The sequence below is a fragment of the Enterococcus raffinosus genome (assembly GCF_019175485.1).
Lineage (GTDB): Bacteria > Bacillota > Bacilli > Lactobacillales > Enterococcaceae > Enterococcus_A > Enterococcus_A raffinosus.
Genome location: NZ_CP072888.1, coordinates 581411 through 598062 on the forward strand (window position 1 = coordinate 581411; position 16652 = coordinate 598062).

Consider the following 16652-nt stretch of genomic DNA (forward strand, 5'->3'; position numbering starts at 1 on the left):
TAAATATGTAAAGGAGTGCTTTTTTGTTTTATTTCTGCTTTTTTATTTTTATATGTTGACAAAATGAAAACAAATGATAGTATAAAGGTGTAAATAAAAATGAAAAGGAGTAAGTGGATGATTGAGTTGGGAAAATTAGCAAATATGGTTGATCACACATTGTTGAAGGCCGACGCAACCAAAGAAGGACTTGAACAGCTATGTAAGGAAGCGGATGAGTATGGTTTTAAAATGGTAGCGATTAATTCTTATCCTGTAGAGATGTGTCGAGAGTTTTTGAAAGACAGTAAGGTTCATGTAGGAGCGGCTATCGGATTTCCTTTGGGGCAGACAACAATTGAAACAAAAGTTTTTGAAGTAAAGGACGCCATTAAAAACGGTGCGGATGAAATTGATTATGTAATCAATATTGGCAAATTAAAAGAGGGTGATACAAAGTATATTCGAGAAGAAATGAAAGCAATTGTGAGTGCTTCTCATGAAGGCGGAATTATCAGCAAGGTTATTTTAGAGAATTGCTATTTAACCGATGAAGAAAAAATCGCGGTTTGTGAAATTGCCAAAGAGGTAAAACCTGATTTTGTCAAAACGTCAACAGGATTTGGAACAGGAGGAGCGACATTAGAAGATGTTGCCTTAATGAAAAAAATCGTAGGGAATGAAGTGAAAGTAAAAGCAGCTGGCGGCATTCGTGATTTGGATACTGCTTTGAAGATGATTGAAGCAGGGGCGGAACGATTAGGAACAAGCTCAGGGATCAAGATCTTAGAAGAATACAAGAATTTAAAGGAGTAGAGAAATGACAGAAATTCGTGATGTATTGAAACCAGCATTTATCAAATTTGATCTAAAAACGACAGATAAGCAAGCAGCGATCAGTGAGCTTGCGAACACCTTTTTAACAAAGGGTGTTGTAACGAATGATAGCGTTTACTTAGAAGCTGTAATGAAGAGAGAAGAAGAAAGCACTACGGGGATTGGGTTTGGGGTAGCGATTCCTCATGGAAAAAGTGCGGCGGTTGCGGAACCTTCATTGGCATTTGGTCGTAGTCAAGCGGGAATTCAATACGATTCAATGGATGGTAAACCCGTTCACTTGATGTTTTTGATTGCTGTTCCAGAAACATCAAATGATGAACATTTGAGAATTCTTAGTAAGCTTTCTCGAAAGCTAATGCATGAGGATGTCCGTCAAAAACTGATGACTGTCACAGACGCTGAAGAAATCTATCAGATTTTTGAATAAGGAAAGGTGAAAAAAATGAAAATTGTGGGGATTACATCATGTTCGACTGGTATCGCACATACTTATATGGCAGCGGAAAATTTAGAAATCGCTGCTAAAAAGCGAAATATTGAAATCAAAGTAGAGACGCAAGGCTCCATTGGTGCAGAGAACGTTTTAACACCACAAGAGATAGAAGATGCCGATGCGGTTATTATTGCGGCCAGTACATCGGTGAATAAAGATCGATTCAATGGAAAACGCCTACTAGAAGTTGATGTTACTGAAGCGATTGATCATCCTGATGAGTTGTTTGACCGAGCACCGAATGCGGCGATTTATTCGACTAACACGGAGGTTAAGTCGGAAGCAAAATCAGAAAAAAGCGGGATCTATAGTCATTTGATGACAGGTGTTTCTTATATGATTCCTTTTGTTGTGGCAGGGGGGATATGTATTGCGTTAGCCTTTGCATTCGGCGGGATTAATGCAGAAGGAGAGCTTGCCTCAGCAATCAATGAATTAGGTGGGATTGCAATGGGCTTAATGTGGCCAATCCTAGGTGGTTATGTCGCCTTCTCGATCGCTGATCGTCCGGGACTTGTTCCAGGGATGGTCGCGGGAATGATCGCTTCATCAATGAATGCGGGATTCTTAGGGGCTTTGCTTGGCGGTTTCTTAGCAGGGTACACGGTTTATGGGTTGAAGAAAGTATTGAAATTGCCCCCTGCATTTTCGGGTTTATTGCCTGTTTTGATTCTTCCAGTCGTATCGGTATTACTGGTGGGACTTGTCATGAAATTTATTGTAGGGATTCCGATTACAGCGTTAAATGAAGGGATTACCAATTGGTTGAACAGTTTGTCTGGAATGAATTCAGTGTTGCTGGGACTGCTTTTAGGCGGGATGATGGCGATTGATTTGGCCGGTCCGATCGGAAAAGCAGCTTACTTTTTCGGTGTGGCGTCCCTAACAAACCTAGGTGCTGGGGAAACAAGTATGGTAATGGCAGCAGTAATGATTTCTGGGATGGTTCCGCCTTTAGCAATGGCCTTATCGTCAACAGTTTTAGGAAAAAACTTATACAGCAAAGAAGAACGTGAAGCAGGAAAATCAGCTTGGGTATTAGGATTATCCTTCATCTCTGAAGGGGCGATACCTTTCGCTGCGGCTGATCCGATTCGTGTGCTGGCGTCAGTAACAGTCGGTTCAGCGATTACCGGTGCTTTGTCGATGATCTTCAAGTGCGGAATCGCAGTTCCCCATGGTGGCTTCTTCGTATTCCTGATTCCTGGAGCAGTCGAAAATGTCTTATTGTATGTTTTAGCATTAGCTATCGGAACAGCGGTTAGCGGATTTTTAGTAACAGCAGTAAAAGTATTCTCGCAGAAGAAACAAACAGCTAAGGAGTAATGATTGGCATGTCAAAATTGGTTAACATTTGTTTGATAGGTACTGGCAGAGCAGGAATGATCCATGGAAAAAACTTTGCTCGTCGAATTGAAAATGCAAAACTGGTCGCTTTGTGTGATCCTTCAAAAGAAAGCTTGGAGCTGGCTCAAAAAGAAGTAGATTGCCAATATCTTTACGAGGATTATCGGGAAGTGATGGAAAACCCAGAGATTGATGCTGTTGTGATTGTTACACCAACGATTCACCACAAGGAGATCGCATTGGCAGCTGCAGCGGCGAAAAAGCACATTTTATGTGAGAAACCTTTAGCAATGGATGAAGCAGAATGTTTGGAAATGATCCAAGCGGCAGAGGAAAATCAAGTGAAGCTGCAGGTTGGATTTATGCGACGTTTCGATGCAAGCTTTCAGGAAGCAAAAAAAGTCGTGGATTCTGGTGCGATCGGTGAGGTTGTCTTGGTGAAATCCTTAACCCACGGACCGAGTGAACCAAAGCCTTGGATGTTCGATATCCATAAAAGCAATGGGCCAATTGGCGAGGTGAATAGTCATGATTTAGATACCTTGCGCTGGCTGACTGGCAGTGAAGTGAAAAGTATTTATGCGAATGGCGGCAATTATCGTTCACCAGAGGTAAGCGATCAGTTTCCTGATTATTATGATACGGTAGCGATGAACCTGCGTTTTGAAGATGGCAAGCTGGGTCTGATTGATGGAGCACAGTATGTTCAATATGGATATGATGCGCGTACGGAGATTCTTGGTACCAAAGGAAGTATTTTGGTTGGTGATCAGGGAAAGCATAATATTGTAGTCGCGACAAGTGATCAGAAACTGACCCAACCAACAATGCACAGCTGGATGTACTTGTTTAGAGAAGCTTATGTAGCTGAAGATCAGGCCTTTATTGATTGCATTTTGAATGACACGACACCTAAGTGTACAGGTCACGATGGCTTAATGTCCGTTCGATTGGTCAATGCCGGCTTAACTTCACTGCTGGAAAATAGAATTGTCGAGGTGGAAGGATAAATGAAAGCAATCCAATTATTAGGAAAAGAAAAGATTCAATTGAGCGAACTGGCCAAACCAGCGATATCTGAAAAAGAAGTTCTGATAAAGGTGAGAGCAGCATCCATCTGCGGGACGGATGTTCGCATGTACAAGAATGGATATCCTACCGCAAGTGAAGAAACACCCTTAACTTTAGGTCATGAGATCTCAGGGGATATTGTTGAAGTTGGAGCTTCTGTTAATTTTTATAAAAAAGGGATGAGGGTTGCAATCGCTCCGAATATGGGCTGTGGGATATGTGATCAATGTGTCAGTGGAAATACACATTTATGTGACAGTTACGAAGCCTTCGGGATCAATTTGCCAGGAGGATTTGCAGAGTACTTAGTCATTCCTGAAAAAGCAGTACGCCAAGGAAATATCTCGTTGATTCCAGATGCTTTGTCTTATGAAGAAGCGGCATTAATTGAACCTTTTAGTTGTGTATTTAATGGACAGGAGATTACTGGAAACAAGCCTGGAGATCATGTGTTGATCATTGGATCAGGACCAATCGGGATCATGCACGCGATGTTGGCGCGAGCTAGAGGTGCCGGAAAAGTGATGATGAATGACCTATCGGAAAGTCGGCTGGCGGATGCGAAAAAAATGATTCCCGATTTGATTCCACTGACTTCAAAGAATTTACAGGAGAAAATTTTTGCTGAAACTAATCATCAGGGCGTTGACCTCTGCATTATTGCGGCACCGGCACCACAGGCTCAAGAAGCCAGCTTCAACTATATGGCAATGAATGGCCGCTGCCTATTCTTTGGCGGACTGCCAAAGGAAAAAGAAGAAGTTAAACTAAATACGAATATCCTGCATTATAAACAATTAAGAGTCTTTGGCTGTACTCGTGCAAGTTTGATGGGGTATCGAACCTCTGCTCAGTTGGTTGCCAGTGGGAGAATTCCCCTGAAGGAACTGATCACAAAACGCTATTCATTCGATCAATTTGATAAGGCCTTAGACAATGCTAAAAAAGCAATTGGGTTAAAAAACGTGATTGTCTTCAAAGAATAATTTTAGTTTAATTGCTTACATTTTCAGTTTCTTTTATAATGAAACAAAACACAAAAAGGTGATTAAAAATGGATGATCAATTATACGCAGAGGAACGGAAGCAGTCCATCGTGAATCTAGTCAACGAAAAGAATCGTATGCAAGTTGCGGAGTTAGCCGATATTTTTAACGTCACAGGATCAACGATTCGAAATGACTTGCGTGAGCTTGAAAATGAGGGATTAGTGACTCGAACACACGGAGGTGTGATCAAGCGCGATTTTCAACGGAGTGTTGAAATTATTCCTAAGAGTCGTGAACGCACAAATGAAAAATATCGGATTGCTGAGCGAGCGGTCAAGTTGATTGAAGAAAATGATATTTTGGCGATCGATACAGGAACCTCTTGTAGAGCCTTTGCAGAGAAATTGATCAATAGTTCGTTAAAGCGTTTAACGATTTTGACATACGATTTGGAGATTGCCTTATTGTTAAGCGAAAAAACAAATTATCAGGTACAAGTTATTGGCGGAGCGATCCGCAATGGGTATCCATATGTTTCTGGAAGTTCTGTAGCTCTTGGGTTAGCAGGATTTTCTGTAGATAAAATCATTCTTGGAACCACTTCTTTTGATAAGAGCTATGGGTATTCGACGCCTAATTATGAAACAGCAGAAATGAAAAAAAGCCTACTAAACATTGGACGAATAAAAATTGTCTTATGTGAGTCAAATAAAATCAATCAACGCAGCTTTAAACAGTTTGCTAAACCTGAGGAATGTGATTATTTGATTACCGACTCACGAATAACTCGTGAACAACAAGCAGACATTGATGCGTTAAATATTAATTTTTTGATTGTATAAAATAAGCCTGTGTAATTCTCAATGGAATTACACAGGCTTTGCTTATGCAAAAAATGAACCGATAAAATAAAGTACTGGATAGAGTACCATGATTACAGACATGGCTTTCAAAACGATCGGAAACGTTGTTTTCTTATCCTGCAACATTCGATATTTCTTTAAACCTTGCCAGTTTTTTGGAAAAAGGAAGACTAGCAATAGGACCGTCCATGGATCCAATCCTGCGATGACCAAAACAATTAACCAAATAAAGCTAAATATGTAGACAACCGATAATACTTTTACTGCTAACGGTTTGCCTAAATAATAGACCAGCGTTTTGCGATGGTTTTCAATATCCTCTTCTAAATCACAGGTATTATTGGCTAATAAATTATTGAACATCATCAATACTAAGGGCAGGCTAATCAGGAATACTTTACCGATCATTGCCAAAGTGATTGCATGAGATTGGTATACTGCGAGATAATAGCTGATTACAGGAATAAAAAAACCGCTGGCGGTACCAGTCAAGGCTTCAGCGATAGGCAAGCTGTTTAACGGACGCCGACCATACGAATAAAATAAACCAATATAAAAACCAATCACCCCTAAAATCCCTATTACCCAATTCGTTCGCCAAACCAATAGTAATCCTAATAAGAAAGAAACCAATAGATTAAATAAATAAAAATTGCGTACAAAGCGTAGATCCAAGTGATCCCGTCCGATGATGTTGGTTTGTTGTTTATAGTTTTCATCAGAGGCATTTCGATAGTCCATATAATGGTTAAAAACATTCACGGTGATATGAAACATCACAATAATCAAAACAAATAAAAAGAATTCAGGACTTGGCAGACTATCGAATTGATACTTGGCAATAGCATATCCTAGTAAAATAATAAATAGATTTAATGGCGCAGTGTAAATTTCGGATAATTCCCAAAATTGTTTAAAGGTAAGTTGTTTCAAAATAATTCTCCTTTTGCTGTACTTATGATGATGGTGTGAATGAACAGAGAAGCTTTTCATTAATAGTAAGATGGCAAACATGTGACTTCCTATAGCGAAGTTAAAAGACCATCAAATAGAGAAGTCCTTTTCAAAAATAGCGAGGTTTAGGAATTTTGTCCAATAGTTTGTTTAAGGAGCCAGAATGGGTTTCGATGAAATCGGTTGTTTTACTATCGAATGTTCGTGTTTAGGCTTATTTACACATTATTGTTTACATATTATGGCGTTTATTATATGATTGACCTCGTTGTTTAAAAAAACAAGCAATTATTTCACGAACATTATTAGATTTTAGGGGGAGCATCATGAGAGGGAAAATAAGTTCCTATTTTGAACTTGAGAAATTGAATACAACAGTAAAAAGAGAGGTTTTAGCAGGATTTACTACTTTTATTTCGATGGCCTATATTCTTTTTGTCAATCCAAATGTGTTAGGTGCCTCTGGGATGGATGAAGGTGCAGTATTTACTGCAACTGCCTTAGCGAGTGCATTAGGGTGTATTTTGATGGGTGTACTTGCCCGTTATCCAATTGCTACGGCACCAGCACTAGGAATCAATGCCTTTTTTGCGTATTCCGTTTGTATTGGTATGGGCATTCGTTGGGAAACGGCATTGGCAGGGGTTTTTGTCGCATCGCTGATTTTCATTTTGATTACGATCTTCAAATTGCGGGAAATGATTATTGATGCTATTCCAGCAGACTTAAAGTACGCCATCTCTGGAGGAATTGGTTTGTTCATTGCTTTTTTAGGATTAAGCGAAGGTGGTATTATCGTTGCAAACAAATCGACATTGGTTGGGTTGGGTTCAATGAGTGTGGGCACAACATGGCTAACAATCTTCGGTTTGATTGTAACAGCTATTTTAATAGTGCGACGGGTTCCTGGCGGGATTTTTATAGGAATGGTCGCAACAACTTTATTAGGATTGGTTACAGGTTTGATCCAGGCACCGACTCAAATTATTTCAGCTGCCCCTAGTCTGAAGCCAACCTTTTTAGTGGCTTTGAAACACGTGAAAGATATCAATACGCTTCAGTTATGGGTCGTTGTACTCACCTTTTTATTAGTGACATTCTTTGATACAGCTGGGACACTAGTCGGCTTAGCGAATCAAGCGGGCTTTATGAAAGACAATAAAATGCCGAGGGTTGGAAAAGCTTTAGCTTCTGACTCAACAGCCATGTTAGCTGGATCATTATTAGGAACGTCGCCAGTTGGTGCCTATGTTGAATCATCTGCAGGTATCGCTGTTGGTGGCCGTTCAGGACTCACAGCTATTACGACAGGAATTTTCTTTATCTTTGGATTGTTTTTTTCACCATTATTATCGGTAGTTACATCACAGGTTACAGCACCAGCTTTGATTATTGTCGGTGTATTGATGGCACAATCGCTACGACAAATCAAATGGGATCAGTTAGAAATCGCCATCCCTTCATTTTTAATTTTGATTGGCATGCCGTTAACCTACAGTATTTCTGATGGAATTGCACTAGGCTTCATTTTCTACCCAATCACGATGATCGCTGCTAAGCGTGGGAAGGAAGTCTCTCCAATTATGTACGGGCTTTTCTTCGTCTTTATTGGATTTATGTGGATACTAAACGTGAAATAATGGAAGTTGGAGGAACCGCTCAATTTTTGCTTTGTCGAAGAATGAGCGGTTTTATTGTGTCGTAAATTCATTTAATGATCATTTTTTTATCTTTTGATTTAAACGTTGTGCTTTAAATGCTATTAATATCTCTGTTTAAATCTCGTTTTGTTTAAATTGCCATTTAATTGAAGTGGATAGGTGTATTTTTTACCGGATGATTTCATCACTTATGTTTTTGTTATATGAAATTAAAAATTGACCTAAAATTAACAGTATAATATAATTGACTCGTGTAATTATTTTTCTTTTATGCGACAATTAATGAAAATTCAGATTAATTTTCGAAATTTATTAATGAGTGATTCCATTATTGGTATTCGCAAGACTGGAAGGGTATTTTTAAGGAGGAAACAAACTATGCAATTATTGCTTTTAACGAAGGTTCCATTGTATGAAGAAAATTTTGAAAAACAATTGAAACAGTTAGGAAATGAGGTTTATTGTTCCGCTAATTTGATAACAAAACTAAAGAGAAATTCTTTTGATAAAAGTTTCTTCAATCAGTTTGAAGGCATTATTTTTAGTGAAACACTTTATGATGTAGAGGCATACGAAGTGATCAAGTATTTACCTCAAGAAGAGGGGATAAAACTATTTCGTCGAGCAATAAACGGGAATCATGATGAGAAAGATCCTGCACCATTTGATGCGTGGCTTCCAGTGAACTCTGATTTAGAACGATTACGTGAAAACTTGTTAATTGCAGAACTATCAAGTTTGGCCTCCAAAGATGCTGCTCATGTTCAGCAGGTGAGTGTTAAACAAAGGTTATCAGAATTGAATTTGAAGCTGAAGCAAAAAGAAATTGTTTATTACTTGATTCAATCGGGTGACCGAACAGTACCTAGGGAAGAAATAAGTCGTGAGATATGGGAAAAAGAACCAACGAAATCAGTTTTAGCAAGTCTTTCAAAGGTTGTATCAAAAGTGAATGAAAAGCTAGAAAACCGCTTTGGCGATGAAGCGATTCAGACCGTTTGGGGACAGGGCTACCGTTTAAATAAAAAGTTTTTTGAATACTTAGAGAATGACTATGTTGTCTTACAAGAAACTTCAGTGCACTAACACATGGAAAAACTGCAAATAGACAATTTGCTATGAATCATTTGATAAAGCTCAATAAGCGATTTTTGTTTCGAAACAACGAGACAAAAATCGCTTTTTTGTCATTTATCCAATCATATCTCTCTCAGAATATTGAAAAAGAAAAAGTTTATATTAATGCACTGATAATTGTCAAAATAATATAATTAATCTGACAGAAATGATATATAGTGATGATTCTATTAATGATACAGGGCTAAAATATTGCGATAAATCCTTTATTAAGTAATAAAAGAATCGTTTCTAGCAAGAAATCTACAATTTTTACTTTCAGCGAATACGATGATAAAGCGGTTTCTTTAGCTAAAAAATGTTGATTATAATTTTATTATATTAGAACCGTTCGCGAAGATTAGAATGAATATAAAAAGAAGACAAGTCATATTTGTGTAAAGATAAGTGACGATTAAAAAAGCCGAATTAATAAATATCTATTATAAGTGTATAAAAAACCAAGTAGCGTTTCTTGAATAATGTCGCAAAAAATTATTTTTCAAATAATTATATTAAAATTTATTGAGTGGTTTACCATCACAAAAAGTACGTTTTTTACCTATTTTCTTCTTCAGGAGTAGACTTAAAGACTAAATATTTTTCTTGTTACAGAGGGATTGTTTACAGATAATTATTATTATATAGCTATTTATGTTAAGTTGCGAATAGATTTTAGTAAACAAATTTAAAATGTGTAAACGATTAAAAATTTCGCTAAGCAAAATTCATTTTAAAAAAAAGGTTTCTCTAAAAGTTAATATGCTGTTGATTTATTATAAAAAATATTTTATAATTTTTTAAAAATAGATGTATAATAAAACATAAAAATTATTTATTTAAAATAAAAATAATTTTTATTCGATTTGAATCGGAGTAGAGAAGACAGTTTTGTTGTCTAAGAGTCTAATAGTTATTACGGTCGGGAGTCTGCTTCTTTACTTAGCTTCCATAGTCATCAGTCAATTCAAATAGAAAACAAATATTTCATTGATTGAAAAAAAGGCAAAAAATGGAGCTGCATCTTTTTTTCTAAAGATACCTGATTGAGAGGGAGGAGAAGAAAAAGTAGTCCAAAAATCAAAGGTTAGTAAATAGAAGATAAGCTTCAAATGATTTCATTAATGAATGTTGCTTATTCGGAAGAGAGATGAAGTTTTACATAATAAGTCAAAATTCATACATAAAGAAGAAAATATTTTTAATCTTAATCACAAAGAAGAGAGATGAGGCTAGGTTGGAAATTTTGGATGATTCTAAATTAAAAGAAAGTAATAATGGGAAAATTTTAAGTAAAGTTCAATTGTTAGAAGATAGAAATGATGAATTGTTGAATCAAGTGAAAAAGCTGGAGGGAATCCGAGGAGCTTTAGAAGAGAAAGTTTCAGCATATCGTTATCGCTTGAAGGAAATAACAAAACAGTTAGAAGAAACACAGTTGCCTCCAACTCAAGATGAAGTGGTCTACCATAACAAGGACAATTTAGATAGGCGTCGCTTTATTTTACGAGGAAGGCTTTTCCAAAAGGGAATAGAGAAACGTTCTAAAGGGTACAAAGGCGATCAGAATGTAAAGGAATTACAAGAAAAATATGATCGGTTGTTAGAACAATATATGTATGAACATGATAAAAGTGAAGCGTTGTTTGATTATCTATTTCAAAAAGAAGGAAACTTTGACTTAGAGTTATTTGCAAGAGCGGATGCTGCAGATACGTTGTTAGAGGCAACGAGATTAAGTCGCACGATTATTCAACAAGCAGAAAATCATGTGCAATCTATTAAGTCAGTAAATAGTAGCAATTGAAGAAACGTTGGTAGGAGTTAAAGGGTGCAAAAGTAGAAGTCAGTAAAGACTGGAGTGAAGTGAAATGAAAAAAGTAATCATTTTAACTAGAAATATTATCATTGAACAGGAATTTCAAAACGAGTTGCAGCGTTTGGATTATGAAGTGTTTGTCTTGAAAGAATTTTTTGATGTGAACAAGCCTAATTATTTTGAGGATATTTTGTCTCTTTTTGATATTGTCATTTTTAGTGAAACCTTGACAAATCAAGAATTTAATGAGATTTTGCCGATTGTTGTAGAAAAAGATATGCATTATTTACGAAGAACGGATGAACCAGTACCTAATATAGATGAAAATCATTGCTTATCTATTGATTGTACACTGACAGAGTTAAGGGAGTTCTTATTGTTGAGCGATAAACGTGAGGGTCAGAAGGAATCCATTTCAAAAGGTCTAGTAAGACAATCAGAAATGAAGAAACAGGATCTAGTCCTTTTCTACAGTTCGCTTAATAATATTGAAAAGAAAATTATCGGTGCATTAGCTGAAGGCAGCGGCAAGATTATTTCTAGAGACGAGTTATGTAATAAGGTTTGGAATAATGAAGTTAGCAAGTCGCGTTTGGTTCAGATGTCGACAGCAGTAGGGAATATCCGTAAGAAAATTGCCCATGCTCATATTGACAATGTTCGAATTATTACTTATTGGGGCAATGGGTACCGTCTCCATGATGTACCAAACGGATTAATGAATGAGCATATTAAGGAATACAGTATGTAGTTGTAAGAAATAGAAAAGCGCTAGAGCTCTCCTAAGTGAGGAGAGCTCTAGCGCTTTTTTTCGATAAAATTTTCTATATTTTTTTAAGTTTGTCTTATTCGAAAGAAAAAAATTAAGAAAAAAGCTCCCCCCACACTGATTATACTTCTCCTTGTAAGGAAAGAGGTGCTGGAAAATGTTTTATCTATATTCTACGTCGTTTGTTCCCTGAAGCATTATTATGCTAACGAATTTAAGAAAAGGGAAAGAAGCGTTTATATGAATCAGAAAAAATTATCTTTATTCGGCTTTTTTGCTTTAACGGCTTCGATGGTTTTGACCGTTTACGAGTATCCAACATTTGCGACTTCGAAGTTACACCTAGTGTTCTTTTTATTGTTAGGTGGAATTTTATGGTTTTTACCAGTTGCTTTATGCGCTGCCGAAATGTCTACAGTAGAGGGATGGCAAAATGGCGGGATATTTAGTTGGGTCAGCCAAACATTAGGTGAGCGATTTGGTTTTGCGGCTATCTTCTTTCAATGGTTCCAGATTACGGTGGGATTCGTAACAATGATTTATTTCATTCTGGGCGCACTATCCTACGTGTTGAATTTTCAAGCATTGAACACTGATCCGTTAATGAAGTATATAGGATTGCTTGTCATATTCTGGGGATTAACCTTCTCGCAATTAGGAGGAACACAACGCACCGCAAAAATAGCGAAAGCAGGATTTGTGATCGGGATTCTTATCCCTTCTGTGCTTTTATTTGGCCTAGCAGCAGCATACTTTATTGGCGGAAATCCCATAGAAATTGCTATTAGCAGAAAAGCGTTTATTCCAGATTTTTCACAGCTATCAACATTGGTCGTATTTGTCTCCTTTATTTTGGCTTATATGGGCGTTGAAGCATCCGCTTCACATATCAATGAATTGGAAAATCCAAGCAAAAATTATCCATTAGCAATGATTCTATTGGTGATTTTAGCAATTGCGCTAGATGCGATCGGCGGCTTTTCAGTAGCTGCTGTGATTCCCCAAAAAGAACTATCTTTAAGCGCTGGAGTGATCCAAACATTCCAATCATTGATTTTACATTTTAATAGTCATTTAGGTTGGCTGGTTAAAGTCGTTGCCTTAATGATCGCTTTTGGTGTGATGGGAGAGGTAAGCTCATGGGTAGTCGGTCCTTCTCGCGGAATGTTTGCTGCAGCTCAACGAGGATTATTGCCTAATTTTTTAAGAAAGACGAATACTCATGGCGTTCCTGTTCCATTGATTATGATCCAAGGTGTTATTGTTACTATTTGGGGCGCAGTACTGACTTTTGGCGGTGGTGGAAACAACTTATCTTTCTTAGTAGCTATTTCACTAACGGTCGTTATCTATTTAGTAGGATATCTTTTATTCTTTATCGGTTATTTCGTTTTAGTGTACAAAAAGAAAGGCTTGAAACGAACGTATAATGTTCTTGGGAAAACGATTGGGAAAACAGTCATTGCTGGAATCGGATTTTTATTATCCATTTTTGCATTGCTAATTTCTTTTGTTCCCCCTGCATCAATAGCGAAGAATGAAGATCGAACGTATCAGGTGATTTTGTTAATCAGCTTTGTAGTTACTGTGATTCTGCCATTTGTAATTTATGAACTGCATGATAAGCAAGGACATAAGAAAATAGAAGAGCCGATTCATATGGAAGCAGGAGATGTGAATACGGCCGTCTATCCGGCAGCTCGTGGTGAACACCAGATTGTTAAAAAAGAAGAACATACATTAAAACATTAGAAAACGAACTTATTGGAGGAATTGCATATGTTATATGGAAAAGAAAATCGTGACGAAGCAGAATATTTAGAACCAATCTTTGGTTCAGAAAGTGAACAAGTAGATTTACCAAAATATAAGTTGAATCAAGAATCGATTGAACCGCGTATTGCCTATCAATTGGTTCAAGATGAGATGTTAGATGAAGGAAATGCTCGGTTGAATTTAGCTACTTTTTGTCAAACGTATATGGAACCAGAAGCAGTGAAACTCATGAGCCAAACTTTAGAAAAAAATGCGATTGATAAATCTGAATATCCTCGTACGACTGAAATCGAAAATCGTTGTGTGAATATGATCGCCGATCTTTGGCATGCTAGTGAAAATGAAAAATTTATGGGGACTTCAACAATTGGTTCTTCAGAGGCATGTATGCTGGGCGGTATGGCAATGAAATTTGCATGGCGAAAACGCGCTGAAAAATTGGGCCTCGATCTCAATGCTAAAAAACCTAATTTAGTCATTTCATCTGGTTATCAAGTATGTTGGGAAAAATTCTGTGTTTATTGGGATATTGAAATGCGTGAAGTACCTCTAGACCAAGACCATATGTCCATCAATTTAGATAAAGTCATGGATTATGTCGATGAATATACCATCGGTATTGTTGGGATTATGGGGATTACCTATACCGGACGTTATGATGATATTGAAGGATTGAATAATCTAGTTGAGGAATACAATAAACAAACGGATTACAAAGTCTATATTCATGTTGATGCTGCTTCTGGAGGTTTTTATGCACCGTTTACTGAACCAGATTTAGTCTGGGATTTCCGTTTGAAGAATGTCATCTCAATTAATTCTTCAGGTCATAAATACGGACTAGTTTATCCTGGTGTTGGTTGGGTTTTATGGCGGGATCAACACTATTTACCAAAAGAATTGATCTTTAAAGTCAGCTATTTGGGTGGTGAATTACCAACAATGGCGATTAACTTCTCACATAGCGCTGCACAATTGATTGGTCAATATTACAACTTCGTACGTTATGGCTTTGATGGTTATAAGGCCATTCATGAACGTACACATAAGGTAGCGTTGTATTTGGCAAATGCTATAGAAGAAACAGGCTTATTTGACATCGTCAACGATGGTTCCCAATTACCGATTGTTTGTTACAAATTAAAAGAAGATAGTACTCGCGAGTGGACTCTTTATGACTTAGCCGATCGCCTTTTAATGAAGGGGTGGCAAGTGCCAGCCTATCCACTTCCTAAAAATTTAGATCAAGAAATTATTCAACGTTTAGTCATTCGAGCTGATTTTGGTATGAATATGGCTTGTGATTACGTGCAAGATATGCAAGAAGCCATTGAAGCGTTGGATAAAGCGCATTTGGTCTATCATGAAAAACCAGAAATTAAGACTTACGGATTTACTCATTAAAAACAGAAGCCTGGAAGGAAATGTTCCTTTCAGGCTTTTTCAATTGGTCGCACAAGTTCGTTAATCTCATAGCAAGTATTGTTGATCGTTTGCAAGGATACAGGATAGATCAATGTATTTTCGCTGCCCAGATCCGCTTGATAAAGCGCCGTATCACAAACAATGATCCTTTTTGAACAGAAAAAGACATCGTCTACAACTTCGCTTAGAGTGTTGTAGATCATATTGCTAATAGTAAAATGATCATCAAGTAAATTTTCTAGCTGCTTTCGATAATACAAAAAGTTGAAATCAGTGGGAGCTACAATGTATAGCTCAATTTTTTCATCAAAAGTATTTTTTCGTAATAGATCGAGTGTAAGGGTCATTTTCCGGATAAAATTGTCATTCCAATGAATGTTTGGTCGATAACGTGTTGACCAATCAATTAAAATAGTTTGCACGGTTTGATAAAGTTCTTTTTGTTCTTCGTCTAATAAATAAATTAGATCAGGCTGGAAAAGCTGCATGTTGGCCCAAGCAGATCGAATAAAAGGTAAAAAGGCTTTTTTCAAAAGTAGTTCATTTTCGAGGGGAATATTTAAAGAAAAATGAAATTGCTGAAGCAACTCCTCTATCTCCGGATACCGTTGAATATGATTTTGATAGACGACTTCAAAATCTTTTTGTAGTAGTTCCAAGTTGTTGCAAAGATAATTTCTGGCATTGAAAAGAGAATAAATAAAAAACAACTCGTCTTCATTTACACAAATTGATGACTGTAAATTTTTTATACCAGCTTGAATCAATCCGAATAAAGGTGTTTGTCGAGCCGTCTTCTTCTCATCCTCCGAAAAAATGATAGGAAATTGTCGTGCCCTTTGACTACTTAATTGGGTGCCTAAAACAATGATTTCTCGTTCACTTTTAGGATAATCACGCGCAAAAAAATGCGATTCAACATAGTCAATCAGTTCCTCTGCTCCAGCAGCAATCATTTTGTTGAATGGAATAGCAGAGCGGTCGCCAGTGGCTCTGGAGATAGCCAGAAGTAGGTAGCGAAGATCCTTTTCAGGTACTTGAATCGCATTATTTGAATCTAAATAGCCTAATTCTTTAGCAAAAGAAAAAATATTCGTACGAATTTGATAGATCTTACTAGTAGAGAGAAATTCTTTTTCTGCGATTTCTGTCCAATGAGTATTTCCTACTAAGAAATCATTGAGTACACGCAGAAAATCTGATCGACGATAAATTCGCTGCGATAATTCTAATAATGAAAACGCCGGGTCAAAGGATATCTTGCAAGAGTTCCTTGTTCGCTCGAATGTAAGGATCTCCTGTTCAAAAGATTCTTTTAGTGCATCTAAATCATTGTTGATTGTAATAGAACATACATCCAAACATTCTGCCATACTTTTTAAAAAGACTTCCTTCTTTTGATACAATTGTTGGCAAAGATAAACTTGACGAAAAATATTTTTTTCAATGTACCTTTCTAACATAAAGTACCTCCCTTTTTTGAAAAACACATACGTTTGGTATTGTATACCAATTTAATTTATTTGGATATTTCTAGTTGGAATAATTTG

The 16652-nt window shown here is 37.0% G+C and carries 14 protein-coding genes; 12 read left to right on the forward strand and 2 right to left on the reverse strand.

Going from position 1 to position 16652, the window contains the following annotated elements; translation table 11 throughout:
• Positions 1–117: 117 nt before the first annotated feature.
• From deoC to J9537_RS02875, 6 genes are all read left to right on the forward strand, one after another.
• The gene (deoC, locus tag J9537_RS02850; protein ID WP_218256678.1) at positions 118–795 is read left to right on the forward strand and encodes a deoxyribose-phosphate aldolase; all 678 of its coding nucleotides are present in this window, start codon (positions 118–120) and stop codon (positions 793–795) included.
• A 4-nt stretch (positions 796–799) separates the two neighbouring features.
• Positions 800–1246 (forward strand): PTS sugar transporter subunit IIA, encoded by a 447-nt coding sequence (locus tag J9537_RS02855; RefSeq protein ID WP_218256679.1) that lies wholly within the window; start codon positions 800–802, stop codon positions 1244–1246.
• Positions 1247–1261: 15 nt separating this feature from the next.
• Positions 1262–2638 carry a PTS fructose transporter subunit IIC gene (locus tag J9537_RS02860; protein ID WP_218256680.1) on the forward strand — a complete coding sequence of 459 codons (1377 nt, stop codon included), beginning with the start codon at positions 1262–1264 and terminating at the stop codon, positions 2636–2638.
• Between the two features lie 8 nt (positions 2639–2646).
• The gene (locus J9537_RS02865) at positions 2647–3669 is read left to right on the forward strand and encodes a Gfo/Idh/MocA family oxidoreductase (RefSeq protein WP_218256681.1); all 1023 of its coding nucleotides are present in this window, start codon (positions 2647–2649) and stop codon (positions 3667–3669) included.
• Positions 3670–4716, forward strand: a complete 1047-nt coding sequence (locus tag J9537_RS02870) for an alcohol dehydrogenase catalytic domain-containing protein (RefSeq protein ID WP_218256682.1) — start codon at positions 3670–3672, stop codon at positions 4714–4716.
• Positions 4717–4784: 68 nt separating this feature from the next.
• Positions 4785–5561 (forward strand): DeoR/GlpR family DNA-binding transcription regulator, encoded by a 777-nt coding sequence (locus J9537_RS02875; protein ID WP_218256683.1) that lies wholly within the window; start codon positions 4785–4787, stop codon positions 5559–5561.
• A 42-nt stretch (positions 5562–5603) separates the two neighbouring features.
• Here the strand turns inward: J9537_RS02875 and J9537_RS02880 are convergent, their stop codons facing one another.
• Positions 5604–6515, reverse strand: coding sequence for a prenyltransferase (locus J9537_RS02880; RefSeq protein ID WP_218256684.1), 912 nt, complete (start codon positions 6513–6515; stop codon positions 5604–5606).
• A gap of 347 nt (positions 6516–6862) precedes the next feature.
• Between J9537_RS02880 and J9537_RS02885 the strand changes: the two genes are divergently transcribed.
• From J9537_RS02885 to gad, 6 genes are all read left to right on the forward strand, one after another.
• Positions 6863–8176, forward strand: a complete 1314-nt coding sequence (locus tag J9537_RS02885) for an NCS2 family permease (protein WP_218256685.1) — start codon at positions 6863–6865, stop codon at positions 8174–8176.
• 399 nt (positions 8177–8575) lie between these two features.
• On the forward strand, positions 8576–9283 hold the full coding sequence (locus J9537_RS02890; RefSeq protein WP_218256686.1) for a helix-turn-helix domain-containing protein: 708 nt from the start codon (positions 8576–8578) through the stop codon (positions 9281–9283).
• A 1267-nt stretch (positions 9284–10550) separates the two neighbouring features.
• On the forward strand, positions 10551–11120 hold the full coding sequence (locus J9537_RS02895; RefSeq protein WP_218256687.1) for a hypothetical protein: 570 nt from the start codon (positions 10551–10553) through the stop codon (positions 11118–11120).
• A 64-nt stretch (positions 11121–11184) separates the two neighbouring features.
• Positions 11185–11883, forward strand: a complete 699-nt coding sequence (locus J9537_RS02900) for a helix-turn-helix domain-containing protein (protein WP_010746840.1) — start codon at positions 11185–11187, stop codon at positions 11881–11883.
• Positions 11884–12141: 258 nt separating this feature from the next.
• Positions 12142–13653: a glutamate/gamma-aminobutyrate antiporter gene (gadC, locus tag J9537_RS02905; protein ID WP_218256688.1), complete on the forward strand. Its 1512-nt coding sequence runs from the start codon at positions 12142–12144 to the stop codon at positions 13651–13653.
• A gap of 27 nt (positions 13654–13680) precedes the next feature.
• Complete coding sequence (gene gad / locus J9537_RS02910; RefSeq protein ID WP_218256689.1) at positions 13681–15081, forward strand: glutamate decarboxylase; 1401 nt, start codon at positions 13681–13683, stop codon at positions 15079–15081.
• Positions 15082–15110: 29 nt separating this feature from the next.
• Here the strand turns inward: gad and J9537_RS02915 are convergent, their stop codons facing one another.
• Positions 15111–16565 (reverse strand): helix-turn-helix domain-containing protein, encoded by a 1455-nt coding sequence (locus tag J9537_RS02915; protein WP_218256690.1) that lies wholly within the window; start codon positions 16563–16565, stop codon positions 15111–15113.
• Between the last annotated feature and the right edge of the window lie 87 nt (positions 16566–16652).